Below are 17694 nucleotides of genomic sequence, written 5' to 3'. Positions count from 1 at the left end.
GTTGAATCAACTGATTACGAGCCTGGACGTGCGGCGAACACCCAACCGGTTCCTCAGCACTGGACGGGTCGCATGAAATAAGGGATTCTGCGGCCGGACCGTGACTGCGTCCGGCCGCATCCAGGCGATCGTGTTGCCCCTTAGCTATCTGACGGGTTCACGCGTGAGCCGCTCACGCACCTGAGTCGGTAGCAGTCCCGATTCCCACAGGACACGTGTGGTTTGTCTAATTTGTTCTGCGTCGTTGGCGTCCGTGGCAAACGTTCTAATGGAGGCCCAGGCCTTTTTTACATCCAAGGCGATTCCCTTTATGTCGTCGGGCGAGGAGAGGTACATATATTTATTGGCGCCTGCTACAGCTGCCGGGCGGACGACCCCTTTGGGGCTGACCATAATGCTGATGCTTCGCGGCGGATACTCTTCCGCGCCCTCGTCGTAGGCAAGTGAATTCAGTTGCGAAGCAACTTGGCGGACGTAAGTGGGATTGATGGTACCGCCCTCCAGCTGCTCGCTCTTAGCCTCAACAGTTACCCAGACCGAGTCCCAAAGCCATGCACTGTCTGACCTGGCATCGCCCTCGGGCTTGAAGGCGCGGGCGCCAAGGTAGGTGCCGAGCGTCGCCAGACCACGTTCGTAGACGGTAGCTTTAGTCTGGCCAAGGTCGGCGACCATCTGCGTCAATTCGGTTGTGGTCTTGGTTGGACGGGTAACGGCCGCAGCCTTCGAATGAATCTTCAAAACGGCGTCGCGTTCCCAGTCCTCCAGCGATGGAGTAGCCGACCTTTCGCGCTGCAGCTCCTTAAGCCAAGTCGTCCCAAATGAAGCCCGATGGGCAAGATCCAGGTAGTCCTGCGACTTCTTAAGTGTGGGTGCCCCGGCGTCAGCTGCGCGAGCTAACCAAGAGTGCGCGAGGTAGGCCCAAAGCGAGCGATATGGTGTGAGTTCGGTCCCGTTGAGTTGAGCATGAATCTCCATTGCTAATTGCCCAGCCGCCGCCCAGTCCCCTGCCCAGGCTTCTCGCCAAGCCCGGACTTCTCGAGGGGCTGAGGCCGCCAGGACCTCCAAATCAGGATTTGAAACCGAACTTGAGTCTTCACGCCACTCGATAATCTGAGGTTCGGCTTCCTTTGTCCATTTCTTGTCTTGTGTAAGCGCGCTTTTCGCCAAGGCAACCAGCTGCGAGCCGGTCACGCTGTCGCTGGTGTTGAGACCAAACTGGAGTTCCGCCTGTAGTTCACTGGGCATGGCTGCAATGTTTTCGTCCCGAGACAGGAACCTGACCAACGCTTCGTCCTCCACAACGACCACGGAGTAGTCCTGGGGGCCACGGGTACAGCGGCCTAGTCCCTGAATGACTCGTGTGCGCAGACGCTCTTTAAGGACACCCCGCGCCCGCAGTTTGGACTCGAAGAAACGATCTTGGAGATGGCTTGCGGCAGGGAGGCCATCCATAAGCATCATCCGACAGACGTCATCGGCAAGATCCATGCCGTCATACCGGTTAGCCGCGAGCAGTGTCCCATTAGTTGCGCCTACAAAGGCATTGAATTGCCCCTTGTTCACGCGGTAGGTTTCATCATCATCAAGCTTCAGAACAGAAGCAATCTGGTCAGTCGCGCGAGTGTTCTGTGCGAGTATGAGTCGTTTAGCGGCTAAATCGAGAAGTTGCTTCGTCAACGGTTCTTCATCCTCACCTGCATGAGACGCGTCTTGAATATCCTCCTCGGCCAGACTGGGGAACACGAAGAACCTCCGGCCGCTGCCCGTCTTTTCCCACGCATCCGGCACTCCGATTTTGGCGATGAGAGGGCGTCCGAAAGCGCGCTCCAATTCGCCACCCCGACCTATCGTTGCCGACAAATAGATCCGCTGGACTGGATCTACGAATGGCCCATGCAGGTATGTGGGTGGAATCATCGGCCGGATGTACCAACTCTTCTGGTCCACATAAAAGAGGCATGAGTCCAGATGAGGAAGCAACCGCTGGACGCTCCATTTGAGTTCGTCTTTTTCCTGCACAGCCGACTTTAGAACCAAAGCCAGCGCAGCCTTGTTCTTCGCAACTACCGCAAACGGAAGCATCCGCACCTCCGGTGCCGACTCCCCATCAGCTTCTAGGGAAGTCATACGTTGAATGAGGACCTCATCAAGATCCTCGACTAACGCGTCGAACATCTGCTTATACGCAGACAACTTCGACGAGATAGTGACCGCCCAAGACTCAGCAACGTAGTTCTCCGCCGCGTGAGAATCATCAAAAACAATTGCTTGAGCATCCGGGAAACGCGAGTACTGATTGAAGATGTGACTATAAGTCGTCACTGCCGTAGCGCTGCCCCGCGTATAAGCATTTACATCTGCGGGATTCCAACCTTTGTGGCTGTCGATCAACAGCACCGTTTCCAAGCCCTGTCTTATAGCCGACGCATGCACCTGCTCCGCAAGCTGCTGGGTGGGACATGCGTATACCGTCCGATTTGAAAGGGCACGTCGACGCCACTCCGAAATCAAGAGTCCCATGAGTGTCTTCCCCGAACCCGTTGGGAGCTCGAGTGCAACATCTGAATTATCTTTGTATTCCTTATGAAACGTGCGAAGCTGATCCGCTTGGTGAGCCCAAAGTACTGGTGCTCGTGTCGGTGTCTTAGGCAGGGAACCGAACAGCTCCTCAGGATCGACAGGAGGCCTGACCTTCCGCTTTCGGACAGGAAAAGATACATCCTCGACTGACGTCAACTACTCCCCCAATTTTGTGAGATCGATATTGACCTCCAGAGTACATTCATGAGAACCTCCGATCCGGGCCGGCGTCTTTCGGGACGGGCTTATCTTCGTCGGTGCTCCAGGATTTGGTGGCCGGGCAGGCTTGAGGTGAACGATCAGTGGCTGGCCTCACCTCAGTGCAGTGTTCTGCAGCCGCAATTCAGGCATGGATCTGCGCGATCGTCATGGGTCGTTCCGCTGCGGATGGGCCGCGGGGCTGAATGTTGGACAGAGAGTCCCTTTGGCGTCATGAAGAACCTTCTTGGTACATGAAGGCAAGCATCTCGTCTGGCCTTAGCAGAGCCTCGGATGCCCAAATTGGCGAAGCCCCGATCAAATAGCGGTTTACCGAAGCTTCGGTCGTATTATGCCCAACCAAGGTTTGAGGTTGGCTGGGAGGACAGCAGACCTCTAGGAGTCATCCCGGGTAACTGCGGTCAACGGGGGCTCTGATGGCCTTTAGAGACCAGCCAGGCCCTCCCGGCTCTTCTGTTCGCTGCTGCTCCTGGACTGCGCGTTCCGCGTCGAGACGTGCTTGCCGTTGCGCTTCGTCAGGGATCTTCTCGGCCGTTGGCTTTCCGGCCGGCGTCGGAAGCACGTTGGGCCTATGATTTCTGGCCTGGGTGTCCTGGTGACCGTCCAGTTGAGGCACACCCCAACCTGACGTCAGGCTGGGACTTAAACACCGTCAGAATAGGGTCCTGAAGGCGTTTCCTGGACGCCCTTAGCCCCACTCTTAGATGCCAATCTGACGGAGTTTGCAGTCTGGAGGGTGATGCACAGTTCGGGTGAAGACTGATGAATCTTGTGAATCCCAGCGGGGTGTCGTTTCCCGCTGGGACTTGTTGTTCCCGGCCGGTGAATCACGTCGCGCCAGTAGTCGACCGGGCCTGGACGGGCGGTTATTTCTTCGGTTTCGTGCGCCTCTTTTGCACCGGGGGGACGTCCAGGTGCGGGACGGCTCGCAGCATGAACCGGTCAAAGTGCGGCACGGTGAAGCCGGCGTAGCCGTGGGCGGGCGTATAGAGCAGGCCCATGTTGATGAGTTCGGATCGTGTAGGGGCCAGCTGGGTGGACTCGCGTCCCATGACAGCGGCGACGTCGGCGGCCTTTTGGGAGTCGGGGCCCAGCTGTGCCATGGCGCGCATGTAGGCGATCTGCAGCTGGGTGGCCCTGTCGAGCCGGACGCGGAAGAACGAGGAATCAAGTTTTGCCTCGTAGGCGTCCTTTGCATCTTCAACATCTTCCAAGGTGATGGAGTCGCCGTCTGCGACTGCCCACACCTGGTACCCAAGTTCCTGCACGAAGTATGGGTAGCCTTCAGTGAGGTCGAAGGCCCGGACCAGTGCATCGTCCTCGAAGTGCACATGTTCGATGTGCGCTGGCTCGGCCAGTGCTTTCTTGGCATCTTCGAAATCCAGGGATCCGAGTTTCGGGAACTTGAAGAGCCGCTCGGCGTAGGATTTTGCGTCGCCGGCAAGCTCGGCGATCTGGGGCAGTCCTGCACCGACAAACGTTACCGGGAGTTTTCTCTGCACCGATTTGTGGATCGCTTGGATGACGGCTTCGAGTTGTGATTGGCTCAGGAACTGGACCTCGTCGAACAGCAGCACCAGGCCCGTCCCGTGTTCCCTGGCGGCTTCGCCTATCGAAACCAGGACGTCCGTCAGGTCCAGGGTAAGACTGCCGTGATCGGCAAATCCTTCGGCGGCGTCGACATCGAGTGACAGGGTCGGGATACCCGAGGAAGGATCGATGGAAAGGCTGAAGGACTGCAGGACCTGGGCAGCCTTCCGTGCTTTGTCTCCCCACTTGGCCCGTGGTGAAATCTGGTAGAGCGCGGCCCGCAGCTGCGAGTAGATAGTCCTGCGGAAGTGGTCGTCATCGTGCTTGCTGGCCTCGAGCTCCAGCACCTTCCATTTGAACTCTTCGGCTATCTGACGGAACTCCCCCAACAAAACGGTTTTACCGACACCGCGAAGCCCGGTGACGATCATGGATTGATTGGTGCGGCCCTTGTCGAGCCTCCGCAGGAGGACCCGGAAGTCCTCAAGGAGATCGTCACGGCCGATGACAATTTCCGGCGTCGCACCCGCGTTCGGAGTGTAGGGGTTGTTCACTGGATCCATGTCCCGAATCTTACAAGATTTACTTCACTTTATTGGTTTCTCATAAAGTGCGTATTTTGCAATAAAGTAATCCGGGGCCGGGCTCGAAGCTTACCCACTGCTGTGCGGCCTGGCTTCAGCGAGTCCTCGGCGTCCTGACAGCATCGCTGGTTCGGGTGCTCCGACGGCGGATGGAAGCCGTGAATGCCTTACGGGTGAGAAATCCAAACGTTCAACCAGGCCCGGGCAGGCGCTGATCAACGGCGGAAGAGCGGCCCCGCTCCTCGCTGGAAGACACCCACTCTTATGGTGTTGCGTGGATCACATTTGGTCTATGGTTATTCGGGGTCGCTACAGCGTCGTGGCACCCCAACATAGAGCGGAGAAATTTCGTGACAGACAAGCTTCGGGTGTTGGTCCGGGTGGACCTCGACTGCGCAAAGGCCCAGGTTGCCGCGCAGGGTCATGTGACATCCAAAAGCGTCCACGGCCTGTATGCAGTGATGAAGCGCGCCAACTCGCTCACCACGGACATGGCCTTAGAGCTTGATATGACCCGGGCCCGGATCGAGCCCGACGCGCTGGAAGAACTCCGGGCCTGCTCGAGATCCCACCATCTGCCTGCCCGCGTCGATCCGCTCCAGTCCGACTACAGGCTGAGCATCCTCGCCCCTGAGACCGCGGCCCTGGCAGCAACGGCTACCCAGGCAGCCTGACCCGCAACAACCAACTCCCCATATCAGGGCAAGAATCCACGATGAATGGATGCCCTACCCTTCGCATTCGATGCAGTACGAGTGGCCGTTGCTTTCGCGCGCGAGTTGGGACCGGTGCCGGACAAGGAAACAGGAATAGCAGGTGAACTCATCCGCGGCCTGCGGAATGACCTGAACAATGAGCTCCTCGGCGACGATCTCCCCCCCGGGGGTGAGGCCCGCATCGAGCGCATCGGCCTCGTCCAGTTCCGTGACGACGCTGCGGGCATCCGGGGCATTCGCGGACTGCAATGCCTCCAAGGAACGGTCCTGGGATTCCTTGACGTCGGAACGGACTTCGTCGTAATCGGTTGCCACTTTAGGTGATTCTCGTTTCTGATGATTTCTACGATGTTCTTCTGACGAGACAGCAACGTACACCAATGCGCCGCTGTTCCCACCTCCAAGGACCGAAAGACGTCAGTGTGCCGTCCTCAGCCGCGGACGGCGTCGGTGCATTCCCCGCATTACGCAGTGCCAGAGCAATATGCCGCCGCCGGATCGGGAAACTCCCCAACAGGCGCTGCCTGATGGCAGCCCCTGTTGCGGTGTGCCTACCGGCTGAGGCCGTTCTTACCTCGTAAAGCCCCTACTGCTGCCCCAGTGCGAGACTTTCTGGCTTTGGCCGCGCCCTTGCCCATGGTTACTGCCGAATTAGGGTGTGTGCCCTCACTGCGGGCTGCGGCGAGGCGGCCCCGAATCTGGGTTTCGCTAGCGCCGGTGGTTGCCAGGGACTCAGCGAACTTCTCGTGGTGTTCGGCCGAGCCGTAATCGGCGGCCGACGTAGTCTCCGCTTTGAGGCTTTGGTCCGTCAAACGGCTGCTGTCGTTACCGTTGACGCGGTTCTCGATCTCGCGGCCGACGCTTTCCATACGGCCGAAGAGTTCCTTTTCCGCTCGTTCGTAACGCTGTTCAGCTGAGGTCCGCTCGGAGCCTTTGAACCCGCCCTCGGCGAGGAGCCTGGCTTCGTGCATGTCCTTGGCGGCTTTCACGAACGCGGGATCCTCGAAGTGGGAGTCGCCGGCGCCGTTGACGATCGCGGTGGTTTCCTTCCGCAGCTGGTCAATGTTGGGACCATTGATCCCGTCCTTGCCGATAAGGAACAGACGTTCCTGCACGGTAGCGTCCGCTGCCGCCACTGCCGTGGGGGTCTTCGCGCTGTGGGCGGCCTGCAAGGCCTGGGCCAGTTCGGGGTTGGCCAGGTACTCGGCAGGTACCTGGTGGCGTTCCATTTCCGGGGCCAGTGTCGCGGCCTGGGCGCGGAATTCTTCCGTGCGGGCCGCTGCGAGCAGCTGCATGGCCTTCCCGTGTTGGGCGGCGGCCGTGCGGGTCTCTTCCTGCCTACGGTCCAGCTCATCCTGCCGGGCCTTCCCGGTGGTGATGGTCTGGATCCCTGACTCAAGGTAGGCTGCGTCCGCGCCGACGTCGTGGGTGTCGATGCCGTAGCGGGTGAGAACTTCCTGACGGATTTTCTCCGAGGCTGCCAGTGCGGCCGGGTCGTGGTCCTTCCAGCTTGTCGCGACGGCGTGTGCCGTGGCGATGTCACTGGGCTGTGCCTTGTCCCACCACTGGTCCTTCTCCACGGGCGCCAGCGCTGCGCGGGCCGCGCTGCGTTCAGCCCCGAGGCGAGCCTTGGCTTCGTGCGCTGTCTGGGCGTCCTGGTGTTCCTGTTGCCGCTGGGATTCCTGCCGGCGGCGTGCCAGGGTCTCTGCGATGCGTGAGGCGATCATCAGCGACTGCCGCAGACCGCCGTCCAGGACGTCATCCATGCCATCTGATTCACTCATGCTGTTCCCCTTGCAGTTGGTGGTGGTCTATCAGTCCAGGCCCGGCCCGGAGTCGCGCCGGCTGGGCTGGTAGGTCTTGGCCGGCGTCGCCGGTGTTGGCGTCGTCGGCACCACTGACCCGGGGCGGATGGGGACCATGCCGCGCCGGGCAATATCAATCGCCCTCGGCGCCACTGCAACGTCGGGAGCCGGCTGCTGCCCGGCGCCCACCGGAACCGCCTTGGGCATGGTCCCGGTGAACGGGGCCAGCCGCTCCTCGACCACCGACCGGATGCGCTGCGCCTCACGGGTCCGCCCGGACTGGGCGTGCATTTCATACACGGCAAAGGCGGTATTGATCAGCTGCACCATGAGTGCCGTTTGCGCGGCCGTCTTATCCTTGCTGGATGCGGCCATGAACAACATGGCCGTACCGGCAATCGACGGGAGAGCGACAGGTTTGCTGTGCTGCCTTGGTGCGCGCAACTGGGCGGTGCGGGACAGTTCAGCGGCGGTGGCCGCCAACGGACCGGGGGTTGGTTCAAGCCGGTAGGACCATGCCGCGAACGCCCCGGAGACGTCCCGTGCAGCCTTCGCCCAGGTCGCGTGATCATCACGCGGAATAGTGCGCAGCTGGTCAGCCAATTCAGCCGCGTTGCGGGTGTATTCCACCCACGCTTCCGGCGGCGGTGTTGCGTTCTCGGGGCCGGTCCTGGTGACCGTGCGTTTATTCCGGGCAGCTGCGTTCCACTCCGCCGCAGCCTCGGTCGCCAGTTGCGGGGTGTCGGGCCATTCCTCCCGGAGGGCACCGAGTTTGAGGTCAGAGGCGAGGGTCCCGCCGCCGAACCAAATGGGACGTTCACCCCGGGCGGGACGTTCGGCTACGGAGTATCCGACAACGACGTCGGTGGTGTTCTTCGCGTACCGCGGCCGCACCAGCAGGCCGGTGTCTCGTGCCCGGCGGACGAACTCCGCTTCGGACCCGGAGGCGCTGGCGCTGGCCCGTACTTTCCGTGCCAGGGATGTCCGGTGCATTTCGCGCTCGTCCCTGACGGCGGTGGCCTTTTCGGCCCGGTCGTAACCGCGGGCGGCGTGCACCGTGGAGAGCTGCTCCAGACCGTACTTGGTCTCGAGTGCCCGGCAGGTCTGCTGCGCTTTTTTGTAGTCGCCGTGGGTGGAGGCTTTGGTACCGTCTTCACGGACCAGGGACACCGCGATGTGAATGTGGTGATTGCCGTTCTCGGACGTGCCGTGGTTGATCGCGGCCCAGCGGCACTGGGCTTTGCCGCTGGCTTCGGTGAAGCCCATGGCGTCGACGAAGTCGTTGGCAATGTCCCCCCACTGCTGATCCGTCAGCGGCCCCTCTTCGGCGCGGAGGCTCAGCGAGCAATGCCAGACATCCGCCGGTTTGTGCCCGTTCTCCACGCGCTGCTTCGATGCCGCGTCCCAGCGGAAATCCTTCTGCAGAATCTCGACGCCAAAAGACTTCCGGGGCTGGTCCAGGTGCTTCGCGATCGCCACGGCGTCATCGCGGTCCAGGACGCCGTCGTCGTACCAGGCCATGATCGCTGCATCCCCGGCCACCAGGTGCGGATCGGTGTGGGAGTTCTTCGTCTTATCCGCATCGGTCGAGGCCAGATACAGCAGCAGTCCGGACATCCTGGAGCCGCGGGTGATGTTGGGAATCATCGGCTACATCAGCCCCTCAATGGTCCGGTCAATCCGCATCGCGACCTCGCGCACATAAGCCAGCGCAGCCTTCGCGTCCTGCGGGAACTCATCGCCGGCGTTCGCATGCCGGGCGATCTGGTTCACGTTGTTCGACACCCGCGCCAGGAGCGTGTGCAGGGCCATCAGTTCCGCCATCGCCGCCTTCCGCTCCGTCGGCGTCTCAGCAGTCTCGGACAGGGCCGCGGTGATCAGCAGGTTCGGGACAGTAACCTTCTCCCGGGCGGCCCGGGCAACCAGCGCCGCCTCTTCCCCGGCGGTCACCCATACCTCGCGGCGCTTCTTCGTCCCCGCCGGCGAGTTCTCACGGCGGCGCTTGGACAGGCGCGGACGGGACTCATTCTGCTCAGTCACGCACTCCCCCGTCCCCTTGAAAGCCCAGCGCAGCGACCCCGAAACCGGGGACCACACCACCGAGTGTGCCAAGCAAACCGCCGCAGGCGCGTGAGCGACACGCCATTTACACCCGTGTAAATGTATAGCTTGCTCCGCCGCGATTCCGGAACGCCGTCGGGTCACCGCGTGTCTCGGCAGACGCCGATGGGTGGCGGGTTAGGGTGGGTGGCATGGCGAACCTCGACCTTGAACAGACACGTAACCAGGCCCGCGCGCTGCTCGACTCGCGCATCGAATCCGTCACCACACTGGTCAAGTCCCGGCAACGGGTCGCGGACCTCAAGGAACAGCTCGCCGAAGCCGAACGCGACGACAAACGCGCCTACGTCCGGGCCACCAGAGACGGATGGAGCACCGAAGAACTGAAGAAGCTCGGGCTCGAACCCGGCGCCGTCACCCGCCGGCGGAAAGCTTCACCGGCCGAGACCGCCGGACAGGCCTCCGCTGCCCCGCACGGTGGTGTTCTGACCGCCGCCACCACACAGCCCTAGCGGGCTGCCGGGTCCTTCCCCATGGGTCATGCCGGGTGCGTCCGGCGCGCCAGAGGTGTGGGCCGGCTTTCTTCAGCCAAGGACCACAAAGAAACACCCGCAAGCGGGTGCACCAAACGCAGGAGCGGCCGTCACCTTTAGGTGGCGGCCGTCGTCCGTTTATCCGGTCTACGGCCTGGCGTCGCTGCGGCTCCAGCAGGGGCGTTGAATTGGCGCCGCAGGCCGGCGGGTTGTTCCATGGGTCAGGTGGCTGGCTCGATGAGTTCAGGGCCGTTGTTGCGGACGCTGTTCACCCTGTCCGTGACCACCGTCGGCGTCAACACCGGTTCGGGAATGGCATCCAGGATCTTCTGCACCTCCGTCTTGTCGGTGGTGCCGGGATTGAGCCAGTCACCGAACATCTCCGGCGGGACGATGACCGGGGCCCGGTCATGGACATGGCCCAGGGAGTCGTGGGCCATGGTGGTCAACACGGTGCAGCTGAGCAGCCACCGGTGCGGGTCATCCACGGGCAGGGACGGATCCGGCCAGAACTCATAAAGCCCGGCGAAGGCCAGCAGCTCGTTCTTCACGGAGTGGAGGTAATGCGGGATCTTCTTCCCGTCCGGGGTTTTCTCCCACTCGTAGTAGCCCTCGGCCGGGATCAGGGCGCGCCGTTTGATCGCCGCCTTGCGGAAGGCCGGCTTGTCCAGGATGGATTCGCTCCGGGCGTTGATCAGTTTCGAACCGATCTTCACCTCCTTCGCCCAGGACGGGACGAGGCCCCAGCGGGCGATCAGCAGCCGGCGCTCCACGGCGTCCTCATCCAGCCTCTCGGCGATGATCGGGACGTCCTGGGTCGGCGCCACATTCCAGCTCGGCGGCGGCGGGCTGCCCTCGACTTCCTTCGCCTCGAAATGGCGCAAGAGATCCCCGGTCGCCTTGGACATCACATACCTGCCGCACATGCCTTAATTCTCCCCCACAAGGGTTTGCGGCGGAGGGATAGGCGGGTCAGTCCTCGGTGGTTTCCGGGATTTGTCCGGCCGCGATCCGCTGGGCCGTTCTGTCGTAGGCGGCTTCGATGTAGGCCAGCAGGTCATCTTCCCGGACGCGCCAGACGTTCCGGCCGCCGAACTGCGCGGCCCGCAGTTCCCCGCTGCGCACCAGCGTATACACCAGAGGGCTGTTGACGTTCAGGATCTCCTTCACCTGATCCAGCGTCAGCATTCTCGGCCATACCCGGCCGTTGAGGGCCGGCGGCGTCTGGGCCGGTTCCGTGGTCTTTCCGGGCATGGGTCAGTTGTCCTTGGTGTCGCGTTGGCGGATCTCTTCGCGGGTGCGCTGGCCGTGCCTCAGCGTCCCGGCCGGGGCGGGCTCCCATGTCCTGCCTTGGTTGTGTTTGCGCTGCAAGCGTTTCACTTCCCGCATCGTGGCGCGGACGATGAAGTCCGACACGCTCGCGTCCCCTTCAAGCCGGCCGGTGGCCAGGAACGCCGCCCGGACTTGCCCGGCCTGTTCCTCGGTGAAGTACGGGGTGAACGCCGGAATTTTTTTAGCCGGCATCCGGCGCCTGGGGCCAGGGGTGGAGGCTGTCCAGGTATCCGGGCTTCAGGCTCATGCTTCCGTCGTCGGTGGTCCGGACATCCGAGTGCTCGTGGCTACCGCCGGCGTGGGCGATGGCGGCCAGTAGGAGGTCAAGGTTGCCCCGGTCCAGTCCCGGAACAACCTTGCCTAGATCGACCGAATAAGCGTCGGCTACCGAGGTGGCCAGCAGCAGGAAACGCCGCTCCCCGCCGGAGAGCCCGTCAACGTGTTCCGGGATGGCCGCGAAATCGATCCACACGTTTCCGCCGCCGTCCTCCTGCTTCACCCATGGCTGCCCGAGCCGGGCAAACCGGCCGCCGAAGGCGCGCAACAGGAGCTCCGTTGCCGCCTCAAGGGTGTAGGTGCCTTTGGCCCAGGCCCGGAGTTCATCATTGTGAGTCATGGATCAGCCTTTTCAGTGGACGGGCGGGACGGTGCTGTCTGAAGACTAGTGCTGCAGACAGCTCACGGCCAGCCTTGGCCGTGGCCGCGGACAGTATTTAGAAGGCCGGCTCGGTATCAGGGGAGGAGAGGTTAATGTGGCCGGCCGGGTTGGCGGCCAGGCCGAACCAAGCCTCATCATCCCCGAACTCCCGGGGGGACAGGCTGAACCTGTCCGGAGGGAACTCCTCGTCCTGCTCCGGGCCGGGCCCGGTGTGCGTGAGGACCGCGGTGGCGTGGCGCAGGGACGGGCCGATGTCCTCGACCTCGAGCTCGACGACGGTGCGCGCCTCCCCCGCCTTCGTCGTGTAGGACCGGGGTTTCAGGGTTCCGGTGGCGATCACGCGCATCCCCCTGGTCAGGGACGCGGCGACGTGTTCGGCGGTGCCGCGCCATGCCGTGGCGGGCACGAACACAGTCTTCCCGTCGGCCCACTGACCGGTCCGGGGATCGAGGGTCCTTGGGGTGGAGGCGATGGTGAAGCAGGCGAAGGCGGTCCCGGATCCGGATCCGGTGGACCGCAGCACCGGGTCGGCGGTGAGGTTGCCGATGACGGTAATGGCCGTTCCGCCGCTCATGCGAGGGCGTCTTCCCGGGTGCCGGCTTCGATTCCGATGACCCTGGCGATCTTGTCCGGGTTCAGCCCGGACCAGTGGTCCTCTGTATTGTCCTTGTCGTAGACCACGACGGGGACCTGGGAGTAGCCGAGCTCTTCGGTGATGTACTCGAAGGCGGGCCGGTTGGTGGTCACGTCGACCTCGGTGAAGGCGATGCCGGCGTCGGTGAACTTCTGCTTGGTCTTGGTGCAGCCGAAGCATCCTGCGGGCTTGGTGTAAATGGTGACAGTCATGGTCAGTCCTCGGTTTCGTATCACTCTTAGTTAGGTTCGTCTGCTCTGTACTGCTGCCTCAATTCTACCAATCATTCAACTGAATGAACAGGAGTTTAGCCGCTAATTCTAGATGTTTTTGCCTGCACTTCTGTGACCATTCGCGCCGGTGAGACCGTCAGCAAAGAGGCGTTGAGCCACCCGGCACCCGGTCCCCGGAATAGAGCCGCGGTAGAAGCCGCCCCGGGATTCGCCGCATCTGCACACGGCAGGGTCCCCGCCCGCTCCTGCTGTCGTCCACGGCCATTCTTCCCGGCTGCTGACCGGCCTGGGGAAACAATGAACGCAGGTGCGGCCGATGGGTGATGACAAAAGCCCGGCAGTGATGTGTTGAGCCACTTCGAAGCTGCGGAAGTTGGGGGTGCTGATCACCGGCAAGGACTGTGATCGCGCGGGCCAGGTCTGTGTCCTTGGGCAGGGGGCCCGTGGGCGGCCCTGCCGGTGCGCGGTGTCCAAGGCAGGTCGTGCCCGGTCGCGCCAACGGCGGTCCGCCGCTGGTGAGTGGCTGCTGTGGTTCGCCCTGGGCGGCGGACCGCCCGCGTTGCGGGAGGTTCCCGGCCCTTCATGGGATGTGTGGCCGGGCGGCTGTATTGGGGGGTCAGCCGCCCGGCACACTTTCAGATTAGTCGGTTTCGGCGGTGTGCTTGTCGATGATGACGCGCTCGACGTCGCTGGCGGTGTAGCCCCAGGAGACGAGCTGGTTCAGGTAGTGGAAGTGCCGCTTTTCGGCGCTCCGCCATGAGTCTTTCTGGATGGTCTTTTCATACCCTGCGCAGATCAGGGCGATCAGGGAGAACTCGGGCCGGGCTGTCGTGGCGGCGGTGTGGTCCCGCAGGGGGTTCCGGCCCCACCGGTTGGTGTCCTCGCCGGTCTTGGCCCCGATCATCTCGGTGGCGACCTTGCCGTCGTAGCCGCTGGCGGTTTCGGGGTGATGGGTGATGGCGTGGACGGTGAAGTACTGCCAGCACTTCGGTGCGACTTTGCGGGACAGCAGGGTCTTCACGAATTCGCGCCTGACCTTGGTCGCGGACTCCATGGCCTTGTTGTTGGCGATCAGGGTCTTCCGTTCGGCCTTCTGTTCTTCGGTCATCGGTCCCTTCTGTGCCTGGGTGCCGCCGTCGTAGCGTTCGTACTTCGGGGTGAAGCCCAGTTCCTTCCAGCCGGTGATGACGGGGACGGCGGTGTGCTGGCGCCGGTAGTCGGTGCTGATCAGGACGGCGTTGGCGTCCTCGTCGGTGGCCGGTTCCCCGTCGGCCCGCTTCAAGGCATCCACGCGGAGGGTGTCGTGGTCGCCGTAGTGCCCGGCGTCCTCCACGATGGTCTTTCCCTCGGCCTCGAGTGCGGATTTCAGTGCGGCCAGCTGTTCGCGGGAGTCGCGTTCGTCCCGCAGTTTCTGGGTTATGTGGTCCAGGTATTCGGGTTCGTCCTTGATGACGGATTCCAGCTCGGCCGTCGCGTCCTCGTCGGACTCGAATTCGGCGAGGATGAGGGCCTGTTCGACGGTGTAGCCGTTGTGCAGTGCCTGGGTACCCGCGGTGGTGGCTTTGGCTTTCAGGGCGCTTTCGACGGTGGTTTTGGTCCGTCCGGTCTTTTTGGCGATCGCGGCGGCCGAGACGCCGATCAGGGAGAGCTGGTGGTAGGCCTCGGCCTCGTCGGCTTCGGTGAGTTCGGTGCGCTGGATGTTCTCCACGACCTGCGTGATGAGCCGGTCGGCTTCTTCCGGGCTGGTAACGATCATGACGGGGATCAAGTCGCGCTTGGCTTCGACGGCTCCGAGGGTGCGGCGCTGGCCCATCAGCACGTGCACGGTGCCGTCGTCCTTGCGGTGGGCGATCACGGGTTCGAGGACTCCGAGTTCCTTGATGCTGGCTACGAAACTGGCCGACAGGGCGGCGTCTTTGCGGACGTTGACGTCGACCGTCAGGGTGGCCGGGTTGAGCTGTTCCAGCGTGGGTGTGGTGTTCATGGTGGTGTGTCCTTTTCCGAGGATGTGGCGGGCGGGGWKCGGTGGGTGACCGGCCAGCTTCCCCTTCTCCCCCCGTTGTTTTTTGGCTGCTGGCGAAGCTTGCGGAGCTGTGCCCGACGGAGGCCCKGTCCACCCGMAGGGCCAGGGACGTGCAATCTGCGCAGGAAATAAGCGACKWAGGAGCGCCGGAGCCGATTGCGCGGGCCGCAGGCCCCGACGAAGGAGGGGCTGGAKGGGGCCGGAGCGGGCACGATAATCCGAAGGACAGCAGCCAAAAAACGCCGTAGGCAAACAGGTCCGGGGTGTCCGGAGCCCTGCGACGGACACACTGGACCCCACAGCCGGCCGCGCCAGCGGACGCCCGTTCTGGTCTTTGGTCCTACTGTGAGGGGCATGACTGATGCTGATTCGCCCCGAACCAACGGGCGCGCTGCGCGGCCGGGCCGCGCGGTGCTGCCCCGGAAGGCGCTGCTGGTTCTGGCAGTGGTCTTTTCCTGCGTTGCCTTGGGTTCGCTGGTCCTGGTCGGCATTGACTTGGCCATCGGACGGGCAGCGGCCGGCGATGTGTTTATTGCGGGGCTGAATGGCGTCATGGCCGCCGTCTTCTGGGTGTGGCGCGTACGTTCCCGCGAGCATGATTCGAGCCGGAGCAGCTAGCGGTGGGCAGGTAGGGTGCATCGAAAGAATAACTCTATGAATTGGGGAACCGTTGAGACTCGAGCTGTGGCACCTTTTGATCATTCTGCTGATCGCGGCGGGCGTCGCTGTCGTCGTCATTGTGGCCCGGGTGGTGCGTGGGGCCGGACCGGAGACTCCGGTCACGGTCCTGGGAACGGCCGGCTGACGCGGCGCGGGACTTCTTGTCTTAAGGCGAAAGAGCCGGCACAAGGGCCGGCTCTTTCTGTTTCCCTCGGAAAAAGGAAATCTTAGGGTGCAGCGTCGATGCTGCAGGGGTTACGGCTCGTCGAGCCGGTGGTCTTTCACGGGAAAGTCTACCGGGCCGGTGTGCGGGCCCGCGGTCAGCAGGCTCAGCTCCAGCACGTCTTCGAGCTGGTTGGCGCCCGGGGCTACGGTGTCTTCCTCGGTCATGCGGATCTCATCGGCCACAGCTGGGGTTCCTTGCCTGGTGTGTCGGACGCGGTGTCCTTTCACACTAGCGGGAGTTCCTGCGCGTTCACCGGTGTTGGGGCCGCGCCCGCGCCAGCGTTACCGGCGGCCGGCGGAGATGTTCCTATAGAAAAGCCTCGTGAGAAGCTTGCAGAAACGATCTCATATGGGGGAAGACTTTGGACATGGTTTCGATAGTCATCGGCGTGGTTGTGGTCGCTGGGACTGTAGTTCTCGCTGTAATGGCCCTGTATTGGATCATTCGCCTCGGAGTGAAGCACGGGTTGCGCTCATACGAAATGGATAAGGCCCGAGACTCAGAGACTGTGGTCTAAGCACTTCGAGTCGGGTGCGGTTACGGCCTCTTGTACCAGCTCCTAATTCCTCGCCCCTACATTCCTGATCGCGCTGTTGTCGCGCCATCGGCGGCCGGCGGAGCGGAGCGGGGGAGGCCGCCGCGCACCTGGGGCAAGATCCCGACGGGTAGGCCGAACCCCTTTGTGTGGGGCCCGGCCTCAGTCCCTTCGGTTAGCGGTTCTTCGGGCGTGCGTAGGATTTTTCCGGGTTCCGTGCGCAGTCAGCGACGAGCCCGCGGTTCACGAGTTCGGCCAGCAGCACGGCGAGGCGGTAGTCGGTGGTGTCCTCCAGTGCGAGCTTGAAGTACCGGGCGGCGAAGCTGGACTTGCCTTTGAGCCATTCCAGCCAGCCGATCAGGCACAGCACCGGGGCGCGCTGCCCTTCGGGGGTTGCCTTCATCAGTTCGAAAGCGACTTCCTGGGCGGTGTCCACGCGTGCCCAGTCGGGGCGGGTCGGGAACACTCCGAGCATGACGGACGTGAATTGATCCGGTGCACTGGTGATGACGTCGGTCATCAGGTAGTCCCGGGTGGTGGGGTGCTGGAATGCTCCTGCCAGTTCCTGCGCGGTCCGGGCGGTCAGGGTGGCGGGGTTCCCCAGCACCTGGTCCCATTGGGATCGGCTGTTCTCCAGTGCTTCGGGCCATCCATCGGGGCGGTAGGCCGCGATGGCTTCGCGGGTCCCGGCGTCCCCGGTGAACGGTGCCGGTTCGGTGAATCCGGTGATGTTGCTTCCGGCGTAGATCAGGGCGGCGTTTCCGGTGCTGGTGGTGATCGCGTCCAGCGGCTCCTCGGCGCAGCACAACGGGTTGGTGCAGAGGTAGTTCATCCAGACTTCGGAGGTGACCATCCATGCGTACCGCAACGGCATCCCTGCGATGTCCAGTTCGGTGCGGAGCGCGGCGACGTGCTCGGAGTAGGGGCGCGGGTTGTCGGAGCTGTTTTCGTCGGTGTAGATCGCGAGGATGCTGCCGGTGGCTGCTTCGTCGGCGGTCAGGTAGCTGACCAGCGTCTGGGCGTAGTCGAGCGGGTCCGCGCCGAACGGGGCGTCCATGCGGAGCGTGGCACCGAGCCGGTTTCCCTGCATGGTCAACGCGACGAAGGATTCATTCGGGGCCTCTCCGAGCGTGTGCGGGATGAACGCGAGGATGTCGGCCGCGGCGGTGAACTTGATGGGGTCGTTCATGGTGGTGTGTCCTTTTCCGAGGATGTGGCGGGCGGGGARCGGTGGGTGACCGGCCAGCTTCCCCCGAAGGAGGGGCTGGAGGGGGCCGGAGCGGGCACGATAATCCGAAGGACAGCAGCCAAAAAACGCCGTAGGCAAACAGGTCCGGGGTGTCCGGAGCCCTGCGACGGACACAC

Annotated in this window: 19 protein-coding genes; 4 read left to right on the top strand and 15 right to left on the bottom strand. The window is 63.0% G+C overall.

The window, feature by feature from the left end:
* Positions 1-144: 144 nt before the first annotated feature.
* Both AC1DDO_RS16875 and AC1DDO_RS16870 read right to left on the bottom strand, forming a co-directional pair.
* Positions 145-2736 (bottom strand): DEAD/DEAH box helicase, encoded by a 2592-nt coding sequence (locus AC1DDO_RS16875; protein WP_476972335.1) that lies wholly within the window; start codon positions 2734-2736, stop codon positions 145-147.
* Positions 2737-3665: 929 nt separating this feature from the next.
* The gene (locus AC1DDO_RS16870) at positions 3666-4892 is read right to left on the bottom strand and encodes an ATP-binding protein (protein ID WP_476972334.1); all 1227 of its coding nucleotides are present in this window, start codon (positions 4890-4892) and stop codon (positions 3666-3668) included.
* 371 nt (positions 4893-5263) lie between these two features.
* Here AC1DDO_RS16870 and AC1DDO_RS16865 point away from each other — a divergent pair, with 371 nt between their 5' ends.
* Positions 5264-5587: a hypothetical protein gene (locus AC1DDO_RS16865; protein WP_476972333.1), complete on the top strand. Its 324-nt coding sequence runs from the start codon at positions 5264-5266 to the stop codon at positions 5585-5587.
* Between the two features lie 54 nt (positions 5588-5641).
* On the opposite strand, the gene AC1DDO_RS16860 is transcribed toward AC1DDO_RS16865, so the two are convergent.
* From AC1DDO_RS16860 to AC1DDO_RS16845, 4 genes are all read right to left on the bottom strand, one after another.
* Positions 5642-5944, bottom strand: coding sequence for a DUF4193 domain-containing protein (locus AC1DDO_RS16860; protein ID WP_476972332.1), 303 nt, complete (start codon positions 5942-5944; stop codon positions 5642-5644).
* A 236-nt stretch (positions 5945-6180) separates the two neighbouring features.
* Positions 6181-7413 (bottom strand): hypothetical protein, encoded by a 1233-nt coding sequence (locus AC1DDO_RS16855; protein WP_476972331.1) that lies wholly within the window; start codon positions 7411-7413, stop codon positions 6181-6183.
* 30 nt (positions 7414-7443) lie between these two features.
* Positions 7444-9081, bottom strand: coding sequence for a relaxase/mobilization nuclease domain-containing protein (locus AC1DDO_RS16850; RefSeq protein ID WP_476972330.1), 1638 nt, complete (start codon positions 9079-9081; stop codon positions 7444-7446).
* Positions 9082-9084: 3 nt separating this feature from the next.
* Complete coding sequence (locus AC1DDO_RS16845) at positions 9085-9474, bottom strand: MobC family plasmid mobilization relaxosome protein (protein ID WP_476972329.1); 390 nt, start codon at positions 9472-9474, stop codon at positions 9085-9087.
* Between the two features lie 212 nt (positions 9475-9686).
* Here AC1DDO_RS16845 and AC1DDO_RS16840 point away from each other — a divergent pair, with 212 nt between their 5' ends.
* Entirely contained in the window at positions 9687-10007 is a 321-nt protein-coding gene (locus AC1DDO_RS16840) for a hypothetical protein (RefSeq protein ID WP_476972328.1), read from the top strand.
* Between the two features lie 242 nt (positions 10008-10249).
* Here AC1DDO_RS16840 and AC1DDO_RS16835 read toward each other — a convergent pair whose 3' ends face one another.
* The 7 genes from AC1DDO_RS16835 to AC1DDO_RS16805 all read right to left on the bottom strand — a co-directional run bounded on the left by AC1DDO_RS16835 (position 10250) and on the right by AC1DDO_RS16805 (position 14869).
* Complete coding sequence (locus AC1DDO_RS16835; protein ID WP_476972327.1) at positions 10250-10954, bottom strand: SOS response-associated peptidase; 705 nt, start codon at positions 10952-10954, stop codon at positions 10250-10252.
* Positions 10955-11000: 46 nt separating this feature from the next.
* Positions 11001-11282: a helix-turn-helix domain-containing protein gene (locus AC1DDO_RS16830; RefSeq protein ID WP_476953622.1), complete on the bottom strand. Its 282-nt coding sequence runs from the start codon at positions 11280-11282 to the stop codon at positions 11001-11003.
* A gap of 3 nt (positions 11283-11285) precedes the next feature.
* Positions 11286-11552, bottom strand: a complete 267-nt coding sequence (locus AC1DDO_RS16825) for a ParB family protein (RefSeq protein ID WP_476972326.1) — start codon at positions 11550-11552, stop codon at positions 11286-11288.
* On the bottom strand, positions 11542-11976 hold the full coding sequence (locus tag AC1DDO_RS16820) for a hypothetical protein (protein WP_476972325.1): 435 nt from the start codon (positions 11974-11976) through the stop codon (positions 11542-11544). Before AC1DDO_RS16820 ends, AC1DDO_RS16825 begins: the two co-directional genes overlap by 11 nt.
* 97 nt (positions 11977-12073) lie before the next feature.
* On the bottom strand, positions 12074-12592 hold the full coding sequence (ssb, locus tag AC1DDO_RS16815; RefSeq protein WP_476972324.1) for a single-stranded DNA-binding protein: 519 nt from the start codon (positions 12590-12592) through the stop codon (positions 12074-12076).
* Positions 12589-12864 carry a glutaredoxin family protein gene (locus AC1DDO_RS16810; protein ID WP_476972323.1) on the bottom strand — a complete coding sequence of 92 codons (276 nt, stop codon included), beginning with the start codon at positions 12862-12864 and terminating at the stop codon, positions 12589-12591. Before AC1DDO_RS16810 ends, ssb begins: the two co-directional genes overlap by 4 nt.
* Positions 12865-13525: 661 nt before the next feature.
* On the bottom strand, positions 13526-14869 hold the full coding sequence (locus AC1DDO_RS16805) for a ParB/RepB/Spo0J family partition protein (protein WP_476972322.1): 1344 nt from the start codon (positions 14867-14869) through the stop codon (positions 13526-13528).
* 393 nt (positions 14870-15262) lie between these two features.
* Here AC1DDO_RS16805 and AC1DDO_RS16800 point away from each other — a divergent pair, with 393 nt between their 5' ends.
* Together AC1DDO_RS16800 and AC1DDO_RS16795 are read left to right on the top strand one after the other, a co-directional pair.
* On the top strand, positions 15263-15526 hold the full coding sequence (locus tag AC1DDO_RS16800; RefSeq protein ID WP_476972321.1) for a hypothetical protein: 264 nt from the start codon (positions 15263-15265) through the stop codon (positions 15524-15526).
* A 52-nt stretch (positions 15527-15578) separates the two neighbouring features.
* Complete coding sequence (locus AC1DDO_RS16795; RefSeq protein ID WP_476972320.1) at positions 15579-15713, top strand: hypothetical protein; 135 nt, start codon at positions 15579-15581, stop codon at positions 15711-15713.
* A gap of 110 nt (positions 15714-15823) precedes the next feature.
* On the opposite strand, the gene AC1DDO_RS16790 is transcribed toward AC1DDO_RS16795, so the two are convergent.
* A complete protein-coding gene (locus AC1DDO_RS16790) occupies positions 15824-15976 on the bottom strand; it encodes a hypothetical protein (protein ID WP_476972319.1) in 153 nt (50 codons plus the stop codon).
* Between the two features lie 528 nt (positions 15977-16504).
* Complete coding sequence (locus AC1DDO_RS16785; RefSeq protein WP_476972318.1) at positions 16505-17518, bottom strand: DUF4192 domain-containing protein; 1014 nt, start codon at positions 17516-17518, stop codon at positions 16505-16507.
* Positions 17519-17694: the final 176 nt, after the last annotated feature.

The sequence above is a fragment of the Arthrobacter sp. 10N43 genome (genome assembly GCF_056394525.1).
Note: the sequence above shows the minus strand (reverse complement) of the source record. Positions and strands in the feature narration are given on the sequence as shown.